Origin of the sequence: Nostoc sp. S13, assembly GCF_029379315.1 — a bacterium.
In the GTDB taxonomy this organism is placed as follows: domain Bacteria; phylum Cyanobacteriota; class Cyanobacteriia; order Cyanobacteriales; family Nostocaceae; genus Nostoc.
In genome coordinates, this window is record NZ_JAQYWQ010000057.1 from 20,718 (window position 1) to 41,465 (window position 20,748).

Here is a 20,748-nt window from a genome sequence, read left to right on the forward strand (position 1 = left end):
TGACAGAGACAAAATTCCCATAAAAAAAGTCCACAGCAACTTATTGAATGGCGTTTTTGTCGCTCAGACTTTCTTTCTATGGTAGATTTTACGCTGATGATTTTCTGGCTATACTAGTGATTTAAGTCGATTGGTTGATAAATATTCATCCCCCAGTATGAAAGACATAAAAACTCTAAATTTCAGAGATATACAGCAGATTTCAAGGAAGGTGAAGTATACAAAGATTCGTTTCAAAGCTAAGTATAAAGCCTATTTTACTTCTGTTAGGGGAGCGGGGCGTAGCCCATTCTGGCGAATGTATTCTGAATTCTGCTATATCAGTGTGCATTTACTTTTAAGTGACACAAAAGCCTTGTCTGGTCTTGGAGAAAATAAATTTCCTTGGGCGTACAAAATTTTATCAGTCAATCACTGAAGTTAACACTAACACTACAGAGTGAATCTAGAACAATCAAACGTCTTCTGAGTTAGCACCTATGAAAGAAGAATTGATAGCCAGAGTTGTACATGTCTTACGAATTAATATGAGTTGGATGACTTGGAATTTATTTCTGGCTTTTATACCTTTAGCTTTAAGTGTGTGGCTATTTCGCTACAAGCGTGGTAGCACTTGGCTTTGGTGGCTAGGATTCTTAATTTTCTATGCTTTCTTACCAAATGCACCATATTTGTTGACTGATGTGATTCACCTAATAGACGATATCCGCAGAATTCAATCGGTGTGGATGATTACTTTAGTACTAATTCCTGTGTATTTGTTAGTAATTCTCGGCGGATTTGAAGCTTATGTAATATCGTTAATTAATTGGGGTTACTACTTACATCGCATCGGCAAAAGCCAATGGATTTGGCGCTTTGAGTTGATTACACATTTTCTCTGTGCTGTTGGTGTTTATTGGGGGCGATTTTTGCGTTTCAACAGTTGGGATTTTATTACTCAACCCGATGCTGTACTGACTAAAGGGGTAGAAGAAATTCTTGGGAAACAGCCCCTGGTGATTATTACTATTACCTTTGTGGTACTTGCAGGTTTGTACTGGATTATGAAACGAGTAACTTTAGGACTTAGCCAACCAGATAGTAGAATAGGGATAAACTCAAGACGCGCAAACTCTAACACGCCAAACATTTAATCAACCTGGCGATTTTGGCTTTTAAATTTGGGGTTTTAATTAGTAATTCCTCGGATGAATATTGCCTGTCAAAAGAAAGATGCAACTAATTCCTCCTTGAGGTGAAATAAATTCAGAAGCAAACGGTTGGACTTCAACCGTCACCATCTGAAAATAACGTCTTATCAGATCATTGAATATCGATGATCTGGTCTGATGCATCTGGTCACGTTGATAGGAGGGATCTGATATGCAATTAATCTCTAGAGAGGAAATAAAGACATTAATAGAACAGCCAAAAGGATAATTGTGTTTCAATTTATATGCCAACGCATCCAGCCGGGCCAGAAGTGCGACAAGACCCAATTCGCTTTAAAAATTTGATCAAGGAAGCGGAGACTCGTTTAATTGATGCGGGTTTGGAACAGAAAGATGCGATCGCATTGTTGGAAAAATCTCATGAGATTGATAGCCAAGAGTTTTGGGAGCAAATGGGACAAGGGCTGGCGATTTTTATTTCTGAAAATATTTTTCGCTATTATACGCTGCCAATCGATTTTCAAGAGTTGGTCGTAGTTACAGACAGATTTCACATCAAGCCACTGCTGCCAATTTTAAATGGCAATGGTCGTTTCTATATAATGGCTTTGAGCCAACAAGATGTCAGGTTCTTTGAAGGAACACGCTACAGCGTCAATGAGGTGGAAGTAGAAAATCTCCCTAGAAGCCTAGATGAAGCTTTGCAAAGAGACGATACTGCTAAAGAGAGTCAGTTTCGCATCGGAACATCAAAAGGGGGAAGCACCAATGCTTTTTCACAGCCGGGTACGTTTTACGGACAGGGAAGCCCTGACAGAGATAAACGTTGCAATTGGTTAGCAACAGTGGGGTTTATTCGATCCAACCTCAGAAACGGTTTAATTTGCACCCAGAAAAAGAAACTGGGGATGAGGATTTATTGGATTTTGTTGCTGCTCATACTTTATTAAATGGTGGCACGGTTTACTTTCCCGCCATTTTCCGCAATATAACTGTAAAGCGTGTCAATTCGCTCGTGGTTTTCAGGATGGTTATTTGAATCTACCTTATGCTGGGCAAGAGGAGGTTGTACCTAAAACAATTGTGCAACATACTATTCAGGTTTGTAATGAAGATGGTTATTACACCGTAGCGCCTCCTCCTGCTTACATCTACAACCCTTATGCCATCTATGGGTCGCCCTATCCTACTTTTGGCATCAACTTCGGATTTGGAAGAGGGTTCCACAGATGGGGTCACTATCGAAGATGGTAGGGGTGGGGAATTTCGTCTACATAAAATGAAAAACTCTATTCTTAGAAGCGTCACTTATCCATTTTCGCAACGGCGCGTCTTACTGCATCCTCGCTAACTTTCCCAGTCTTTTCCCTCATCTCGCCTAACGTCGTATCCGGTGAAAACTGAGGAATGGGTTTTGGAAGGTTTTTGTTGAGCGTATCGCTGCGTTTTTGCTGAATCTCTCCCGCCTTTGGAGGATTTTTATCACGATGACGGCCATCAAGTCCTGGTTCTTTCATCATGTCAGCTTCCTTTCTGCTTTATGACAAGCATAAACCACTGATTTTGTAAGTACAAAATATTTTCGTAAAAGTCTTGAATTTTGAGAATGAACGAGGCGATAAGATTTCATCATTACCCGCACCGGGGAACGGAAAACCAGGATTGTTGGCTGGTAGGCTAGGAAAGTGTAAAATCTAAAATCTAAAATCTAAAATCTAAAATCTAAAATTAAATTACTTCTAACTAATAAAGTTTTTGTCGTGCAGCTGCTAAAATTAGGCGTTGTTCAGCACGAGCGATCGCTTGATATGTTCGCTTTACTGCTTCCGGTTCAACGGAAATGGAAGTTATGCCCCATTCCACTAACTTATCGATAATTTCTGGATAGAGGGCTGGTGCTTGACCGCAGATTGAACAAGGTATTCCGGCACTTTTGGCCATTTGGATGAGTTGAGCGATCGCACTCATAACTGCCGGATGACATTCATTAAAAACTTTTGCTAACTTTCCTTGTTCTCGATCCACTCCTAGCAGTAATTGGGTCAAGTCATTTGTACCAATAGAAATTCCAGCTGCACCTGCTTTGACATATTCTGGCAGTAAAAACAGTACGCTTGGCACTTCTGCCATCATCCACAATTGAAACTGTGACACCTCAGTTAAAAGAGCTTGCTCAACTTTGCGGCGGCAAAAGACAAATTCTTCCACAGTCCGAACAAAAGGTAACAGGAGATTGACATTGCTATAACCGGCTTGCTGTACACTCGCTAAAGCTTTCAGTTCTAACTCAAATACTGCGGGATTTTGTAAATAGCTAAAAGTGCCACGTTCACCCAACATCGACTTTGGTGAAGATTGTAAATTATCACTCAATGATGTTAAATCTTGCGGCCAATCTAAAGAACGATAAAAAACTGGTCTAGGTGCAAAGGCACGGGTAAACTGCATAATCTGCTTAGACCATAGCTCTAATAATTCTGCCTGACGTCCGCCTAAAATCCAACTATTGGGATGTTGCCCGGACAATATATTTAGTACCATCAATTCTGAGCGCAACAATCCCACCCCATCCACAGGTAAGCTTTGCACTTGTTCTATTAAACTGGACTGACTCAAGTTAACTAGCAGTTGGGTAGCAATCATCGGTAGATGAGAAGTAAGAGTAGGAGGGCGCAATGGGGAGATCGGGGGATGGAGAGACAGAGGATTTTCTGCTACTTTCCCCCTCTCCATCTCTCCCCTTCTCCCACTTTCCCCTTCTGGTCTAATCCGATAAACTTCTCCTTTGTCCCCATCAAGCACCAGTCGTTCGCCAGTTTGGATTAAGCTTGTCGCAGATGTGGCGTTCACTACTGCGGCAATACCTAGTTCTCTGGCAAGAATGGCAGCGTGGCTGGTTAATCCGCCTTGTTCAGTAATAATACCAGCAACTTGTTGCAGTAATGGCAACCAATCAGGTGCGATCGCTGGTATTACTAAAATCACTCCCTTTGGTAGTTGTTCGGGTTTCTGTTGGGGATTAATAATTACGACGGCAGTCGCTACAATACGTCCTCCTGCTGCCCCTATTCCCCGAATGAAGTGTACGGGGGGAATTAGAGATTGGGGAGTACTAACTTGTGTTATGTAGAGCTTGCCAGATGTAGTTTGCCCAGTGATAGTCCATTTAATGGCAAAGGTTTTACCTAGTTCACTCACCAGTTGAGTTCCCAGAGCAATTATTTGTTGTAAGTATTCTTCTTGTAAAGCATACTGTTTTTGTTGGACTGAGGGAATTAGGTAGGTACTCAGACAAGTGTGATCTGCTGTTAGCACTGACTTCGGCACCGCTTGCGAAAAAGCTCCAGCTGCTGCATCATCAACACCATAAGCCAGCATTTTATCCCCCAGCTGTTGCTCAAGTACAACCCCAGTTTCCTGTTGAATGTAGTAGATATCTGGCTGTACTTCGCCTTGAGCGATCGCAATTCCCAATCCCCAAGTAGCTTCAATTTCCCACCCAGAAGAGTTGGCTCTGAGCAAACCACTAGCGATCGCATTTTCAATAGGTTGCACCAAAACTGCTAGATTTATTTGTTGCAGGTCAATTCCGGCTCGTTGCCAATATAGTAGACTTCTAGCACGAAATATCTGGCTCCAGGTACGCTTTAATGCCAAAGCGATCGCTTCGGGTTCGCACTGGCAAAACACCGACTCCAGCAAACCAGATATATTCTTCATAGCTGGGGTAGCAGTTGATACTGCTAAGGTAGGTCGAAGAATCAAACAGCCAGTTTGCCATTCTGTAGCTGCTTGGAAAATTGTACTCACCCACTCCTGTGGCACAGTCGCAGTGAGAATTTCTTGGCGCAAGCGACTAGCTACCTGCTGAAGTTGACGCCAATTAGCTACATCTAGGTGTAACGAAGAATAGGGTAAGTCAGCCACTAATGACTCTGAACTATTGAGATTTTCGAGAAATTGTCGCAAAATTTCTGCCGAAATAACAAAACCAGGCACCACCGGATAGCCACGCTGCATGATTCTGCTCAAGTAAAACGCTTTGTCACCTACTTTGGCGCGGTCTTGTAGTTTAATTTGGTCTAGCCAGTAGAGTTTGTCCACTCAATTTGTTAGTGTCAGTTGTCTATTTGTAGCCACAGGCATTACTTCCTGATACGTTATCAGTCATCAATCCACTGTAGGAGGATTTTTCAGCATTTACGGTTAATTGCTGGTTACACGATGGATTGCTGTAATTTGACTCCTTTAATCAAATTTTTTCCTTCATTGCCTTCCTTCCCCGAAACCGGGGGTTTAGTTCTTTTACGAGATTATACATAGCGGTATCATATTTAATTATTGAGTGTATGGGTTAAATCTAGCAATTTCAGGTATAATTTTATAATTCAGTCATTTTAAATAGCCAAAAAACAATAAAGTTAAAAGTCATGTCGTTTGCTCAGATTATGATCATTGTCATAATTTAAGAATGCAAACCTTTATTTATTGTTGACCAAAATAATATCTTATTGTCAAACAATTTTCACAATGGAAGATATTAATTTGCAACTAAAAAAGTATTCGCGAATTGATCGGAATTTAAATACAGCAGAATTCAGAAGACATTCGTCAGAATGGGCTACGCCCCGCTCCGCTAAAAGGAGTAAAACAACCTTTATACCTGGCTTTGAGACTTAGTTTGTCTACTTCACTTCCTTGAAATCTGCTGTATAATATAGGCGATTAAATTACACCCATTGAATTAGACTCCATCAATCAAAGATTAAAATAGTTTTGTACTATAGCTATTCTGAGCTGTATGAAGCAAACCCCTCTTTTTAGTAAGGAGAGGGGAGATAAAGGGCACCTTTATCGGAGTGAGGTTAAGCTGCATCTCACCAGATCAGGAAACGCCATATTTTTATAATTATATTAGCAAACAACCTAATCTATAAAATTATCTATATCAGACTAAGTAAGTCGGCAATAAAATTTCAATAAATGTAAACAAATATAAACTAACGCACTCGACAATTTAAATTTCTTAACATAGTTAATAAATATTCCCACTTACCTATTTAAGTATTGGCAAACACTTACTACCTTGCAACTAATGATTGGCTAAATATCAGCTTCAGGCTATGCCTAGCATTGCTTATTGGCGCAATTATCGGCTTAGAACGCCAAATTAGGCACAAACCAGCGGGTTTAAGAACTCATATACTTGTGAGCTTAGGTTCAGCTATGTTTACTCTGATAATTATGCAAACAGATGGGTCACAGTCCAGTCATGATGCACTCAGTCGCGTGATTCAGGGGATTGCAGCCGGTGTGGGATTTCTCGGTGCTGGAGAAATTGTACGCCAATCTTCCCAGCAAACGCAGCAACTTCAAATTCACGGGCTGACATCAGCAGCAGCTATTTGGGTTTCGGCTGCTTTAGGAATTGCTGCTGGGTGTGGTTTGTGGCAGTTAGGATTAATTGGTGCTGTGCTGACTTTTTTAGTTCTTAACGTTTTTAAAAGGTTAGAAAAACGTGATTAGTCAAATCTTGATAACTAAGTCGGCAAGAAAATTTCAATGTATGTAGTTATAAAAATTCCTACTTATTTACTTAAGCCACAAGTGACAAATAACTAATTTGGGATTATTTCTCCTGCTTTCACAAACAGAATTTGGGAGGACTTCAACCACTGGGAATCAAAAGAACCCAAGTGAGTGGTAGTAATCAGGGTCTGAAAACGGTCTTGAATAGCATCAAGCAATTGATTTTGGCGGGATAGATCGAGTTCGGCAAGAACATCATCAAGTAATAGCAATGGTGGTTCTTTGACGACTTCTTCAATTAATTGTAATTCTGCTAATTTTAAGGCTAGAACCAGCGTTCGTTGTTGACCTTGAGAACCGTATTGACGAGCGGGTGTCTGGTTAATAGTTAATTCTATTTCATCTCGATGTGGGCCGACAAGGGTAGTGCCTTGGTGCATTTCCGCGATCGCTCGCTGCTGAATTTTTGCTAAAAAAGCTTGCTGCACTTCTTCTGGATGGTTATCCTCTAAAGGAATATTAGGCAGGTACTTGATTTGCAGAATTTCTGTACTGCCACTGATACTGGCGTGCCAAGCGGTAGCAATAGGAGCTAATCTTTGGATAGCGCGATCCCGTCGTCTAATTACCCTGGTTCCTGTGGTGGCTAACTGTGCATCCCACACCGCAAGTTCTGAGTGTAGAGAGGTTACATCCAATGTCTCTACATGACGTTTTAAAAAAGCATTGCGCTGGCGTAACACATGGTTATACTGCTGCAAAATGTGAGCATAAACTGGTTCGAGTTGAATTAAGAGTGTATCTAACCAGTTGCGGCGACCTTCGGGGCCGCCGCGTACCAGTTCTAAATCCAAGCTAGAAAATTGGACTGCATTGAGAACGCCGAGAAAATCCATTTGACGGCGGATAGATTCACCATTGAGAGCAACGCTACGGCGACCATTGCGGCGGAGGGTTAAAGTAAGGTCAGTAACGCCTGTTTGTCGCTCAAGAGTGGCATTAATTTGGGCTATGGCTTCCCCTTCTTGAACCAAATCGCGATCGCGGGTGATTCGGTGCGATCGCAATGTCGCCAACAACTCCACCGCCTCCAACAAATTCGACTTTCCCTGAGCGTTATTACCTACCAAAATTGTTTTGGCAGCAGTAAACTCAACCTTTTGGTCTTGATAATTGCGAAATTGTCTCAGGTTTAGAGTTTTGAGGTACATAAGTCAATTTTGGATTTTAAATTTTAGATTTTGGATTGAAGATAATAGAACTAACCTTTTCAAGGTGGGTAAAAATTTTCAGAAATTGCTCTTTAATCTCTTTACTCTGTGTTCTCTGTGCCTAATAAGGTTAAATAAATTACTGTTAAACCGCAGAGAGCGCTGAGAGAAAAAAGGGATTTTACGAGTCAACTTGAAAGGGCTAGTTCTAGATAAATCTAAAATCTAAAATCTAAAATCTAAAATTTCCTTTTCACACAGCCTTTTTGCCCATAATTCGCAGAAATATCTTCTCCGCTTCAATCCACACAAACATTAAGGCACTGAAGCCAATACAAACCCCCAATTCTTGCAGATTCAGGTGGTGAGTACCAAAGAAATCTCGCAGGGGTGGGACGTAAACTAGCATCAACTGCAAAATCGTGGTGACGACAACCGCCGCTAGTACAAAGATATTAGAGAAGGGATTCATCTCGATGGTCAGTCGGTTGTTGGAGCGAATGGCGATCGCATGACCCATTTGGGCAATACACAAGGTAGTAAATACCATTGTTTTCCAAGCATCGCGATCGCCCTGATATTCTGGGGCATGGGTATGTTGATAAGCCCACCACATCAAGGTAATGGTGATAATCGCAAATATTATCCCAATGCGAATCATATAAGAACCCAATCCCCGAGCGAAAATACTTTCGCGGGGGCTAAAAGGCGGACGTTGCATTACATCGGGTTCTGGGGGTTCCACAGCTAATGCCAAAGCTGGTAAACCGTCTGTCACCAAATTCATCCAGAGAATTTGTAAAGGCGTAAGAGGAACGCCTCCTAAACCAATTAAGGGTGCGGCGGCAATTGTGAGAACTTCACCAATGTTACTGCCCAGGATGTATTTAATAAAGCGGCGGATATTGGTGTAAACAACTCTTCCTTCCTTGGTGGCGCTGACAATGGTGGCGAAGTTATCATCAAGTAACACCATGTCACTGGCTTCTTTACTGACATCAGTGCCAGTAATCCCCATCGCAATCCCGATGTCAGCTTGTTTGAGGGCTGGAGCATCATTGACACCATCGCCTGTCATCGCCACAAATCGGCCTCGGCGTTGCAGTGCTTGGACAATTCGCAGTTTGTGTTCTGGGGAAACCCTGGCATAGATACTCACCAGGTCAACGTTTTGCTCTAATTCCTGCTCAGTCATCCGTTGCAATTCTTGACCTGTGAGGACGCGTGCTCCTTCCTCAGCAATTCCCAAATCGGTAGCGATCGCTCGTGCTGTTAGTTGGTGGTCGCCAGTAATCATTACTGGGCGAATGCCTGCATTCCGACACTCTTGGACTGCTGCCCTTACCTCTGGGCGTGGCGCATCTAGCATTCCGACTAATCCCAGCCATACCAAGCCTTGCTCGGATGTCTCATCTGAACCTTCCGGTGGGATCTGTGTCAGGGGTTTGTAGGCAAAACCTAACACCCGCAAACCTTTACTCGCCATTTGGTCATTGTCTGCCAAAATTTTCTGGCGTTGTTGTTCGGTTAAAGTAGCCGTGTCATTACCCAAATGAATCTGAGCCGAACGTGCCAAGATTAACTCTGGAGAACCTTTGGTAAACATTAAGTAAGGTTCAGATTGTAATAAACTGGCGATCGCTGGGTCAACGCCTCTCGAAGATGCTTCACCTGTGGCGACTTGCTGCACCTGAAAAATCACGCTCATCCGCTTGCGTTCCGAGGAAAAGGGAAACTCCCTAACTCTGGGTAACTTACTGTTCCACTGGTCTTTTTCGATTCCAGCTTTTCCCGCCAGTGTTAACAATGCCCCCTCTGTGGGATCTCCCAAAATCGCCCATTCACCTTGTTCTTTTTGCAAGACTGAATCATTACAAACGGCACAGGCGACTGACAAAGCTGAGATTTCTGGAGACTCCTCCAGAGAAATTTTTTGACCATTTAACTGAAAATCCCCTGTGGGAGCATAACCTTCGCCAGTGACGCGAAAAGTTTTGTTATTTGTGGAAACCGATTGCACCACCATTTTATTTTGAGTCAGTGTACCGGTTTTATCAGAACAGATGGTAGTTACAGAACCCAATGTTTCCACTGCTGGCAGTTTGCGAATCAAGGCATTGTGGCGTACCATTCGCTGGGTTCCCAGTGCCAGAGTGACGGTAATTACAGCTGGTAAACCTTCTGGCACCACAGCAACCGCCATACTCAAGGATACTTCCAAGAGTTCTTGGATGTTTTTAAAACCTCCATCCTTAATCACACCGCCGACGACGACGATCGCCACGAGAATTAAAGAACCCGTAACCAGGACATTACCGAGTTGAGTCATCCGTTGCTGTAAAGGCGTAGGCTCACTTTCTACCGCCTGCAACATCGCAGCAATTTTACCCAGTTCTGTAGTCATTCCGGTGTTAGTCACCAGAACTTTGCCTCGTCCTTGGACTACTTCGGTTCCTTGAAAGACGACATTCAGGCGATCGCCTAAATCCGTTTCTTCAGGTAATTTTAGCGTTGCCTGTTTATTCACCGCTTCGGCTTCACCCGTCAGTGCCGACTCACGCACTTGTAAATTAGACTGTTCTATCAAGCGTCCATCTGCGGCTATCTGCATCCCAGCTTCCAGCAGCATCACATCTCCGGGTACTAGTTCCTTGGCTGCTAGCTCCACCAATCTAGTATCGCGGATGACTCGCACCAAAGGAGAGGTGAGTTTTTTCAAGGCTGCCAGGGCTTTTTCGGCGCGGCTTTCTTGGACGTAGCCGAGTATGCCATTCAGGATGACAATTGCTAAGATGGCGATCGTATCTTTAAATGGCACTTCACCAGGCTTCAAGGTGCCCGTTCGCCAACCCCATAGGTCTATCAACCCAGAAATGAGAGCTACGCCAATCAGCATCAACAACATAATGTTCTTGAACTGATCCAGCAGAATTTCCCAAGTACTACGGCCAGCAGTTTCTTCAAGTTCGTTGGGGCCGTATTTTTGCAATCTCTGTTGAATTTCTTGAGGTGTTAAGCCACTGTCTGCATTACTATCTAGCAGGTCTAACGCTTTATCAACTTCTAAACTATGCCAAACGGCGGCACCTTCAGGCAGAGAATTAGCAGACATCGTGTAGGTCACAGCAAATGGTTACAAAATTTGATCATAATTTAGTGATGGCTATAAAACCATCTTCTAAAGTTACATTAAGGCGATCGCTTAGTTGGATGAATATAAATCTTATTCTTAAGATTTGTAAATTTATCCTTTTTTGAGATAGTGTTATTTCTCACGAAAGAGTTTTTTGAAACAGATTATACAGATAATTGTGAGTAATAGAGCTTTGAAGCTTTGTTTAAGACCATATGCCACAATTAATTTTAGGCTGCCATTGCTTTTATTTACATCTAGTCAATAGCCAGGATGTATGGCACGATTGCATTTCTTTATTTTGAATTTTGCCCAAAGTTGAGTCAGTCACTTGTGTATTTATTCGCTCAAGCCAACTGAGGTGCCAGTAGGGTTTACCGATCTAGCAAACTTCTCAAGCGGAATTTTTAATTTTGAATTGCCCAGCCTTGCTAAACAATTGAAGAAATATGCTTAATATGAGTTTTGCACTCCCCACTTTGACCACAAGCCAGATGTTTGGGCAAAAAACAATTCGACCGCTTACTGCTGCTTCCCTGTGTGGTATCACTTTCATTAAAGATAGACTGATTGCCATTGATAGTATTAAAGGGCATCTACTGGAGATTGATCCCACGTCTGACAACAGCAAAATTCTCAATCCCCATCAAGTTAAAGAATTTACCGATGTCACTGGTCTAGCGGCGTGGTCAGATACCCTCTGGGTGAGCCGAGAAAATAGTGTTTACTTGTGCAAGCTCAATACTTTGGATCTGGAACATTTTGTAACATTGCCTTATGAGGCTGACGGCGTTGCTGTTTGGGAAACAACAGTTTATGTCAGCTCGCAAAGGCTGGGCTACATTCTGATTTTTGACCGCGAAACACGAAAAGAGATTACCAGATTTTATGCTCCTGGGGTTGGGATAGAAAATTTGGCAGTTAGTGAAGAAATGCTGTGGATTTGCGATCGCACCGAACAATCAGTTTACGCGATGGATCGGGCGACAGGAGAACTTAAATTCAGTGTTCTGACACCCTTTGAATCTCCCACAGGCATAGCGATACATAAAAATGACGAAACAGGCAAAGAAAGTATTTACGTCGCTTACGCTTCAGAGGAGGCTTATATTCGGGATAACCCAAATGCTGATCCGAGTTATGAGCTAACATTCCGCGATCGCACTTTTATTCACCCTCTGTATTATGATTACCAGCCAGATAACCGCTACGCCCTTTCTAATGGCTATCTGATTGAAATGTCCTATGCTGAGGAAATCGCTCCCTTAGATGAGGTTAATTTACCTGAAGTAGAATGGCGCATCGCCCTACCATCCGAAACTGAGCGTCAAAAGGTGAAACACGTTGAACCCATTGGTATACCCTTTACCGAACAAGTGATCGAGGGGCAACGTGTAGCAGTCTTTAAATTTGATTCTCTTGCCCCAGGAGAACGGCATGTATTTGGCTGGAAAGCACTTTTGGAAGTTCGAGGGATTAAGTATCGCATCACACCCAGAGATGTAGAAAATATCCCTGAACTGTCAAGAGAATTAGAAACACGCTACCTAGTGGATGACGACGATTTAGCAATGGATACTACCATTGTTCGCCGTGCTGCCAGAGAAGCGATTGGTTCTGAAACCAATGTGTTGCGGAAAATGCACAGCATCCGCAACTATGTCTATGATCAGTTATCTTACGGTATTAAACCTTACATTGACGCGCCAGATACAGTTTTAGAACGGGGCGTTGGTTCCTGTGGCGAATATGTCGGCGTTTTACTTGCCCTATCTCGTTTAAATGGTATCCCCTGTCGCACCGTAGGTAGGTATAAATGTCCTGCCCATAGTGACTTACAAGGTGTGCCGCTACAACCCGACTTTAATCATGTTTGGCTGGAGTTCTACGTCCCGAATTTTGGCTGGTTGCCAATGGAATCAAATCCTGACGATGTGGGTGAAGGTGGGCCTTATCCGACGCGCTTTTTTATGGGCTTATGCTGGTATCACATTGAAATTGGCAAAGGTATCACCTTTGAAACTGTGACTAGTCAAGGTGCGCGGCTAACCAAAGAAGATATCCCCATCGGTGATTTGGCAATTAATCATATTCGGTTCACAATTCTTAAAGAATTGCCACCCTTTTGAATTTCTTCGATTTATCAAACACAATTCAGGAGTCAGGAGCCAGAATTCAGAATGAATTTTGTGCGACTGGTGGATGAATAAACCGCGTTTTTGCACCCCCACAAAACAAGAAAATTTGGTGGTCAACTTTCGTAGTGGCGGGTCTGAATCCCCCACTGATTATATTCTGACTCCTGAATTCTGACTTCTGAATTCTTCTTCAATTACCCAAATTATGCTTTTTAATTAGCTCCTGGTTTTCAGGCTTATTGAGCCAGTCTTCTAGAGCCTCAGCGATAGTATCGCTGAGGTTTTTTTCTTTGAGAGCTACCACAGCCCGAAACAATCGGTTTAACTCTGGAGAAACATAGCCCCGTAATTCCTTTTTTTCACTCATCAACCTTGCACAGCGTACAACCGCTTAATTTTTGCATAGCTTTTTAGGCTATGTTCATTTAGTGGTTTATCCTATTATCCGATTATCCTATTTCGGCGGTATGATTGAGAGTGTTGGAATGCGATCGCACCACCAACGCTACAGGCGATCGTCTGATGACATACATTAAATATAGTTAGCAGTTGGTAATTCCATGAGTATTCGTCAAGAACTTCTAAGCGTGATTGAACGCCTAAATAATGAGCAGTTATCAGCACTGCTAGATTTAGCTCTTTCTTTCAACAATGGCGAAAAACCGGTTAATCCTGCTGTTGAATCTCAGGCTTATCAGGATTGGGTAAGTTCTGAAAATGATATTTACGACGAAGTATTTGCTGATGAACTTACAGCGCGGTGATGTTGTGTTGTGTCGAGTCCCCATGCCTTCAACCGGATTGGCACAGTTTAAAGTTCGCCCTGCTGTTGTAATTTCGGCAAATCAATTGAATCAAATTCTTGATGATTTGATGGTTGTGCCTTGTACTTCCAACACTAATCGCCCTTTAACTGTGACGCAATACTTAATAACGGGCGATGAAATTGCCAGTGCAGGTATTAAAGTTGAGTCTGTAGTTCGCTGTGAGTCAATTTTTACATTAAATAAATCTATGATTCTCAGAAAGCTGGGTTCTCTTTCCTCTGAGACAATTAATCAGGTGAATTTTTGTCCAATAGCGGCTTTGGAATTATAAATCAATAGGCTTGGATTAGCGTCAAAAACCACTGGAAATGTTGGGTTAGCCTGCGGAATGAAAGCTACGTTCTTCAACCCAACCTACGATTATCCTTTACTTTCGCGCTAACACTACCTACGATCGCTTTATAATTGCGATGTCTACGATGGTTACTGAGCTTGCCGCACCCCTACGGGGAAGCAAGCTACGCGCAGCGTCTCGTAGAGAAGTACGGGCTATACGGTGACGCAGCTATGAAACAAATGCCTGAGTACTTAGCCCAATTCTCTTGGTGGAGAGACGGTTTGGTTAGTTTGAGAAGATGGTTTATCCAAGAAGAAATTCCAGATTCTTTGCATAGCTATTATTAGAAAACCAATTACAATCACTCGTGCTACCACTGGTAAAGCTAGCGCCAGCACAGACAGTCCGATTGCGATGACCAACTCAATGGTTGAGACAACTGGATTGGTTAATCCACCTGAAACGCCTGTAGAACTTATCCGCAATATATTCGTTAATCCCTGAGTTAATCCTGCGGTTCCACCACCAGCAATTAAAGCTAACGTCCATTGCGCCAATGGATTCATCTCTGGAGCAACAGATGCTGTTACGATTGTCCCGGTGATAAATGCCGCAGGTGTGGCAACAATATCCAGGAGATGATCTAACCAAGGAATGTAATAACCGATAATTTCCAGCAAACAAGCGACTGCAAATACAATAACAGCTTGAGGTGTTTCCAGCCAATCAAAGTTAGTGGGCAAATCTAAATGTCAAAAAACTGAAGCCACACTCAATGCTAGCAGTGGTACAAATACTCGAAAGCCAGCCGCCGCGCTCAAACTAATCCCCAGTAATAATTCAATAAATGTATTTAGATTGAACAAAGAATTTAAATCCATAGTAGGACTCAAGTTATACTCCTGGTGTTTTTTCCATCTTTGAGCTGAACGGAGTCACAACTCTAAGTTGTGATCCTAAGATAAGAAACTTGGCGAAAATATTTCATCTGACTATGTGTAGAATCAGTGAAAGCTCACCTCTGTCGATGGGCAATGCCATACCCCTACGATAAATCTATAATATCGCCCACCTGATAATTGTGATGTCTAGGACGGGCGTAGCTGCGGCACCATCAACGCTACAGGTGATCGTCTCTTCCAAGATGAGGTATACTAAATACTCTTCTCTAAGTATTGAAAAAATTGTAGTTTATTACTCTAAGTGCTTAACAGGAATTGATACCAAGTTTCCCAAGCAATCAGCAACTTCTTTTCGATGACAGCGATTCGGGTTCATTTCAGCACACAACAGTAAAACATTACCCATTTGAGCAATTTGTGCAATTTCATGTAGAGCTTTATCTGCTTCTTCTTGATTTACTGGAATCCAATTTTCTTTACCAGATGTGTTGCCTAAAGCAGTTTTAGAAATATACTCAATATTATTTAATTCACAGAATATTTTAATTTTGTCCCCGTACCATTTACGACTCCAAGCACGAGGAACCATTCTGACATCAACAACACATTCCACATTAAACTTTAGTAGGTATTCTAAGAAGGCATCGTAGTCTTTGCGATTGCCATATCCAAAAGTAAGTATACATGTTGTTTTAGCAATATCTTTAATCTTCATTTTCAATTCCTGGAACCAATCAAGTTTCAATATTACATTTTTAGTAATGGTGGGTAAAATATCCCAATAATCATAAAGCTATTTTTATGAGTTTTTAGATTTCCCATGATAAAGTATAAATCTTTTTTGCTTAAAAACTCATCTTCTAGTTTTTGGCGTACTTTTTCTAAAGCCTCCTTTTCTTTATTGTCCATACTTGTTTCATTTGATCTATCTCTACAATTTCTATAAAGTTGTTGAATTTCCCAATCGCTTATTGTACAACGATGCTTATCTCCATCTTGAGACATAAACTCGTAACCAAAATTGTAAGGGATTTTATCTAACTGCACTGAAGGTTCAAACAAGTCTAGTTGATCCAATATTCCTTGTTGTTTTGGGTTCCATTCTCGTTCTGTCTCGTTACAAAAGTATTTTTTTATAGTTTGTGGTTTAATAATACCAAGAGACTTACCTTGTTCTTTAATCTCCCGAATAGATTTGAATTCCAGTGGCAGAACCAAGGCTTTTCGCTCTTCCCAGTTTTTGCGAGTATCAATTTTTCGTATTACTTCTATCGAAGAATCATCTATACGAAAACTTTCTTCTCTATAATCTTTGTCATTTCTTTCTATTTTAGCACTTATAATTGACCATCTTGGATAACGTTTATCAAAATCTAATTGACGAAACCGAATGGGATAAATGCGAATCCACTGAACTGGTTTCTCATCATCTAATAAAACTCCTGCTGTACAGACTGTTTCTTGATATTTGGTGCTAATTGAAGGGTATGTTTTAGTTGCAATTAAAATTTTCCTTCTTTCCATAGAACAACCTCTATATGAACTAACTCATTCTTTAGAGTGATATTATAGACACATTGGTAATTTCAGTATATTATCAAAGTTTTTCCATTAGACTTATCCACAAATAAACCTCAAAATAGCTGAAACCCTTACATAGCTGGCTTTTTAGCTTATATAAAACAGGAACCTCTAAAACCCTCTCCAGAGCTAGGTTTCAGCCAAATAAAGTTCTCATTTCCGGATAAGTCTATTACATACTGGCAAAACTCTCAAAATTTTGGGAAATAATAAAGTAAGTCGAATATTATACGACTGACCCAAATTCTTCTAGGAAAATATGACTCATCCTTTCCTTGAACGCCTGCGTAGTCCAGATAGCCCAGTCCTCGTCTTTGACGGGGCGATGGGAACCAACTTACAAACTCAAAACCTCACTGCTGAAGACTTCGGCGGTCCACAGTATGAAGGTTGTAACGAATACTTAGTCCACACGAAACCCGAAGCTGTCGCTAAGGTTCACCGCGACTTTCTCGCGGCTGGTGCTGATGTGATTGAAACAGATACCTTTGGCAGTACGTCCCTGGTGCTGGCAGAATATGACTTAGCAGACCAAGCCTACTACCTCAGTAAGACAGCCGCAGAATTGGCCAAGCGTGTGGCTGCGGAATTTTCCACGCCCGAAAAACCCCGGTTTGTAGCAGGTTCCATCGGCCCGACAACGAAACTTCCTACCTTGGGACATATTGACTTTGACACCATGAAAGCTACTTTTGCTGAACAAGCAGAAGCGCTGTGGGATGGTGGTGTCGATTTATTTCTGGTGGAGACTTGCCAAGATGTGCTGCAAATTAAAGCGGCGCTGAATGGCATTGAAGAAGTGTTTGCCAAAAAAGGCGATCGCCGTCCGTTGATGGTGTCTGTGACAATGGAAAGCATGGGCACAATGTTGGTTGGTTCAGAAATCAGTGCTGTGTTGACAATTCTGGAACATTACCCAATTGACATTCTCGGTTTGAATTGCGCCACTGGCCCAGACTTGATGAAACCACATATCAAGTATCTGGCAGAACATTCACCTTTTATCGTTTCCTGTATTCCCAACGCGGGTTTACCTGAGAACGTCGGCGGTCAAGCGCACTACCGTTTGACACCGTTGGAATTACGGATGTCGCTGATGCATTTTGTTGAAGATTTGGGTGTCCAAGTGATTGGGGGTTGCTGTGGGACGCGTCCAGAACACATTCAACAATTGGCAGAACTTGCTAAAGACTTGAAGCCAAAAGTTAGACACCCAAGTTTAGAACCCGCAGCAGCATCAATTTACACGACTCAGCCTTACGATCAAGATAATTCTTTCTTGATTGTCGGTGAACGTCTCAACGCCAGTGGTTCCAAGAAGTGCCGCGATTTGCTAAATGCGGAAGATTGGGATGGACTCGTTTCAATGGCGAGGGCGCAGGTAAAAGAAGGCGCACATATCCTTGATGTCAACGTGGATTATGTGGGACGCGACGGCGTGCGAGATATGCACGAATTAGTTTCGCGCATTGTGAATAATGTGACATTGCCTTTAATGCTTGACTCCACCGAATGGGAAAAGATGGAAGCAGGTTTAAAGGTTGCCGGTGGTAAGTGTTTGCTGAACTCCACCAACTACGAAGATGGGGAACAGCGCTTTTTGAAAGTGCTGGAGTTGGCGAAAAAGTACGGTGCTGGTGTAGTTATTGGTACTATCGATGAAGATGGGATGGCGCGGACAGCAGACAAAAAGTTTGCGATCGCACAACGCGCTTACCGTCAAGCTGTAGAATATGGTATACCAGCCACAGAAATATTCTTTGATACCCTAGCTTTACCAATTTCCACCGGGATTGAAGAAGACCGAGAAAACGGTAAAGCCACAATTGAATCTATCCGGCGAATTCGTCAAGGATTACCTGGATGTCATGTGATTTTGGGTGTTTCCAATATTTCCTTTGGTTTAAATCCAGCGTCACGAATGGTGCTGAACTCAGTGTTTTTGCACGAGGCAACGACGGCGGGAATGGATGCAGCCATTGTCAGTGCTAACAAGATTTTACCGCTCTCGAAGATTGAGGAACGCCATCAACAAATCTGTCGCCAGTTGATTTATGACGAGCGGAAATTTGAGGGTAACGTCTGCGTTTATGATCCCTTGGGAGAGCTTACCACAGTCTTTGCCGGGGTGACGACAAAACGCGATCGCTCCTTAGATGAAAATCTCCCCATCCCAGAACGTCTCAAACGCCATATCATCGACGGCGAACGCATTGGCTTAGAAGAACATCTCACAAAAGCCCTAGAAGAATATCCCCCCTTAGAAATTATCAACACCTTCCTGCTAGATGGCATGAAAGTTGTCGGGGAATTATTCGGTTCTGGACAAATGCAGTTACCCTTCGTCTTGCAATCTGCGGAAACCATGAAGGCGGCGGTGGCGTATTTAGAACCATTCATGGAAAAATCTGAATCTGGCAACAATGGTAAGGGAAGCTTTATCATTGCCACAGTCAAAGGCGATGTCCACGACATTGGTAAAAACTTGGTGGATATTATCTTATCCAACAACGGTTACAAGGTGATTAATTTGGGAATTAAACAGCCGGTGGAAAACATTATCAAAGCTTACGAACAGCACAAAGCTGATTGTATTGCTATGAGTGGTTTGCTGGTGAAATCCACCGCTTTCATGAAAGAGAACTTGGAGATATTTAACGAAAAGGGAATTAGTGTCCCTGTGATATTAGGTGGCGCGGCGTTGACTCCAAAATTTGTGTATGAAGATTGCCAAAAAACCTACAAAGGTAAGGTTGTTTATGGCAAAGATGCCTTTTCTGACTTGCACTTCATGGATAAATTAATGCCAGCAAAGGCCGCTGGTAACTGGGAAGATTTGCAGGGATTTTTGGATGAAGTTGAAACTGCTAAAATTTCGGTGAATGGTCATAAAGAACCAGTAACTACAACTGCTGAAAAAACAGCATCTGCTGAAAAAACAGCATCTGCTGAACCAAAACAACTAGATACGAGACGTTCTGATGCTGTGGCTGTAGATATTGAACGCCCAACACCGCCTTTCTGGGGAACGCAGTTATTGCAGCCTAGTGATATTCCCATTGAGGAAATATTCTGGCACTTGGATTTACAAGCTTTAATTGCTGGACAGTGGCAATTCCGCAAGCCAAAGGAACAATCTAAGGAAGAATATCAGGCTTTCTTAGCTGAGAAAGTTTACCCAGTTTTAGAAACTTGGAAACAGCGAATTATTGAAGAGAATCTGTTGCATCCGCAGGTGATTTATGGGTATTTCCCTTGTCAAGCTGAGGGGAATTCTCTACATATATATGACTCAGAGAACCAATCACAACAGGTTGCAATTTTTGAGTTTCCCAGACAGAAGTCGTTAAGGCGGCTGTGCATAGCAGATTACTTTGCACCAAAGGATTCGGGAATCATTGATGTCTTCCCGATGCAGGCGGTGACTGTAGGGGAGATTGCCACAGAGTTCGCTCAAAAGCTGTTTGCTGCGAATCAATACACCGATTATCTGTATTTCCACGGTATGGCGGTGCAGGTGGCGGAGGCGATTGCTGAGTGGACACACGCCAGAATTCGCCGAGAGTTAGGTTTTACTGCTGAAGAACCCGACAATATTCGGGATATATTGGCACAGCGCTATCGTGGCTCCCGGTATAGTTTTGGGTATCCAGCTTGCCCGAATATCCAAGACCAGTATAAGCAACTGGAGTTATTGCAGACTGACAGGATTAACTTGTATATGGATGAAAGTGAACAACTTTATCCAGAACAGTCTACCACTGCGATTATTGCTTACCACCCACTAGCAAAATACTTCAGCGCATAACCGATATCCCCTCTCTTTAATAAGGAGAGGGGTGCCCGAAGGGCGGGGTGAGGTTATTATTTTGTAGGCTAGACAATAGTCCAGAGGAGCGAGAATTATGACCAATTAAAACAGCACAACTATAGGCAATAGCAATTATTGAAGAAGAATTCAGAAGTCAGAATTCAGGAGTCAGAATCAAGACGCTC

14 protein-coding genes and 2 pseudogenes are annotated in these 20,748 nt (G+C 42.4%); 8 read left to right on the top strand and 8 right to left on the bottom strand.

The window, feature by feature from the left end:
• Positions 1 to 479 precede the first annotated feature (479 nt).
• From PUQ00_RS18130 to PUQ00_RS18140, 3 genes and pseudogenes are all read left to right on the top strand, one after another.
• Positions 480 to 1,136 (top strand): DUF1361 domain-containing protein, encoded by a 657-nt coding sequence (locus PUQ00_RS18130; RefSeq protein WP_300419139.1) that lies wholly within the window; start codon positions 480 to 482, stop codon positions 1,134 to 1,136.
• Positions 1,137 to 1,365: 229 nt separating this feature from the next.
• A pseudogene (locus PUQ00_RS18135) lies at positions 1,366 to 2,193 on the top strand (hypothetical protein).
• Positions 2,190 to 2,408, top strand: coding sequence for a hypothetical protein (locus PUQ00_RS18140; RefSeq protein WP_300419140.1), 219 nt, complete (start codon positions 2,190 to 2,192; stop codon positions 2,406 to 2,408). Before PUQ00_RS18135 ends, PUQ00_RS18140 begins: the two are co-directional and overlap by 4 nt.
• Positions 2,409 to 2,458: 50 nt before the next feature.
• Here the strand turns inward: PUQ00_RS18140 and PUQ00_RS18145 are convergent, their stop codons facing one another.
• Together PUQ00_RS18145 and PUQ00_RS18150 are read right to left on the bottom strand one after the other, a co-directional pair.
• Complete coding sequence (locus tag PUQ00_RS18145) at positions 2,459 to 2,674, bottom strand: hypothetical protein (RefSeq protein ID WP_300419141.1); 216 nt, start codon at positions 2,672 to 2,674, stop codon at positions 2,459 to 2,461.
• A 223-nt stretch (positions 2,675 to 2,897) separates the two neighbouring features.
• A complete protein-coding gene (locus PUQ00_RS18150; protein ID WP_300419142.1) occupies positions 2,898 to 5,258 on the bottom strand; it encodes a putative PEP-binding protein in 2,361 nt (786 codons plus the stop codon).
• A 963-nt stretch (positions 5,259 to 6,221) separates the two neighbouring features.
• Between PUQ00_RS18150 and PUQ00_RS18155 the strand changes: the two genes are divergently transcribed.
• The gene (locus PUQ00_RS18155; RefSeq protein ID WP_300419143.1) at positions 6,222 to 6,680 is read left to right on the top strand and encodes an MgtC/SapB family protein; all 459 of its coding nucleotides are present in this window, start codon (positions 6,222 to 6,224) and stop codon (positions 6,678 to 6,680) included.
• Positions 6,681 to 6,772: 92 nt separating this feature from the next.
• Here PUQ00_RS18155 and recF read toward each other — a convergent pair whose 3' ends face one another.
• The gene (recF, locus tag PUQ00_RS18160; protein ID WP_300419145.1) at positions 6,773 to 7,894 is read right to left on the bottom strand and encodes a DNA replication/repair protein RecF; all 1,122 of its coding nucleotides are present in this window, start codon (positions 7,892 to 7,894) and stop codon (positions 6,773 to 6,775) included.
• 253 nt (positions 7,895 to 8,147) lie between these two features.
• On the bottom strand, positions 8,148 to 11,006 hold the full coding sequence (locus tag PUQ00_RS18165; RefSeq protein WP_300419147.1) for a cation-translocating P-type ATPase: 2,859 nt from the start codon (positions 11,004 to 11,006) through the stop codon (positions 8,148 to 8,150).
• Positions 11,007 to 11,485: 479 nt separating this feature from the next.
• Between PUQ00_RS18165 and PUQ00_RS18170 the strand changes: the two genes are divergently transcribed.
• Positions 11,486 to 13,156 carry a transglutaminase domain-containing protein gene (locus PUQ00_RS18170; RefSeq protein WP_300419149.1) on the top strand — a complete coding sequence of 557 codons (1,671 nt, stop codon included), beginning with the start codon at positions 11,486 to 11,488 and terminating at the stop codon, positions 13,154 to 13,156.
• 199 nt (positions 13,157 to 13,355) lie between these two features.
• Here PUQ00_RS18170 and PUQ00_RS18175 read toward each other — a convergent pair whose 3' ends face one another.
• Positions 13,356 to 13,532 (bottom strand): hypothetical protein, encoded by a 177-nt coding sequence (locus PUQ00_RS18175; protein WP_300419151.1) that lies wholly within the window; start codon positions 13,530 to 13,532, stop codon positions 13,356 to 13,358.
• Between the two features lie 193 nt (positions 13,533 to 13,725).
• Here PUQ00_RS18175 and PUQ00_RS18180 point away from each other — a divergent pair, with 193 nt between their 5' ends.
• Together PUQ00_RS18180 and PUQ00_RS18185 are read left to right on the top strand one after the other, a co-directional pair.
• Positions 13,726 to 13,929, top strand: a complete 204-nt coding sequence (locus tag PUQ00_RS18180) for a hypothetical protein (protein WP_300419153.1) — start codon at positions 13,726 to 13,728, stop codon at positions 13,927 to 13,929.
• Positions 13,910 to 14,263 carry a type II toxin-antitoxin system PemK/MazF family toxin gene (locus PUQ00_RS18185; RefSeq protein WP_300419155.1) on the top strand — a complete coding sequence of 118 codons (354 nt, stop codon included), beginning with the start codon at positions 13,910 to 13,912 and terminating at the stop codon, positions 14,261 to 14,263. Before PUQ00_RS18180 ends, PUQ00_RS18185 begins: the two co-directional genes overlap by 20 nt.
• A 257-nt stretch (positions 14,264 to 14,520) precedes the next feature.
• Here PUQ00_RS18185 and PUQ00_RS18190 read toward each other — a convergent pair.
• The 3 genes and pseudogenes from PUQ00_RS18190 to PUQ00_RS18200 all read right to left on the bottom strand — a co-directional run bounded on the left by PUQ00_RS18190 (position 14,521) and on the right by PUQ00_RS18200 (position 16,695).
• A pseudogene (locus tag PUQ00_RS18190) lies at positions 14,521 to 15,150 on the bottom strand (DUF4126 domain-containing protein).
• Between the two features lie 313 nt (positions 15,151 to 15,463).
• Entirely contained in the window at positions 15,464 to 15,886 is a 423-nt protein-coding gene (locus PUQ00_RS18195; protein WP_300419157.1) for a DUF488 domain-containing protein, read from the bottom strand.
• Between the two features lie 32 nt (positions 15,887 to 15,918).
• Positions 15,919 to 16,695, bottom strand: coding sequence for a hypothetical protein (locus tag PUQ00_RS18200; RefSeq protein ID WP_300419158.1), 777 nt, complete (start codon positions 16,693 to 16,695; stop codon positions 15,919 to 15,921).
• A 316-nt stretch (positions 16,696 to 17,011) separates the two neighbouring features.
• Between PUQ00_RS18200 and metH the strand changes: the two genes are divergently transcribed.
• A complete protein-coding gene (gene metH, locus PUQ00_RS18205; RefSeq protein WP_300419159.1) occupies positions 17,012 to 20,560 on the top strand; it encodes a methionine synthase in 3,549 nt (1,182 codons plus the stop codon).
• The last annotated feature ends 188 nt before the right edge of the window (positions 20,561 to 20,748 follow it).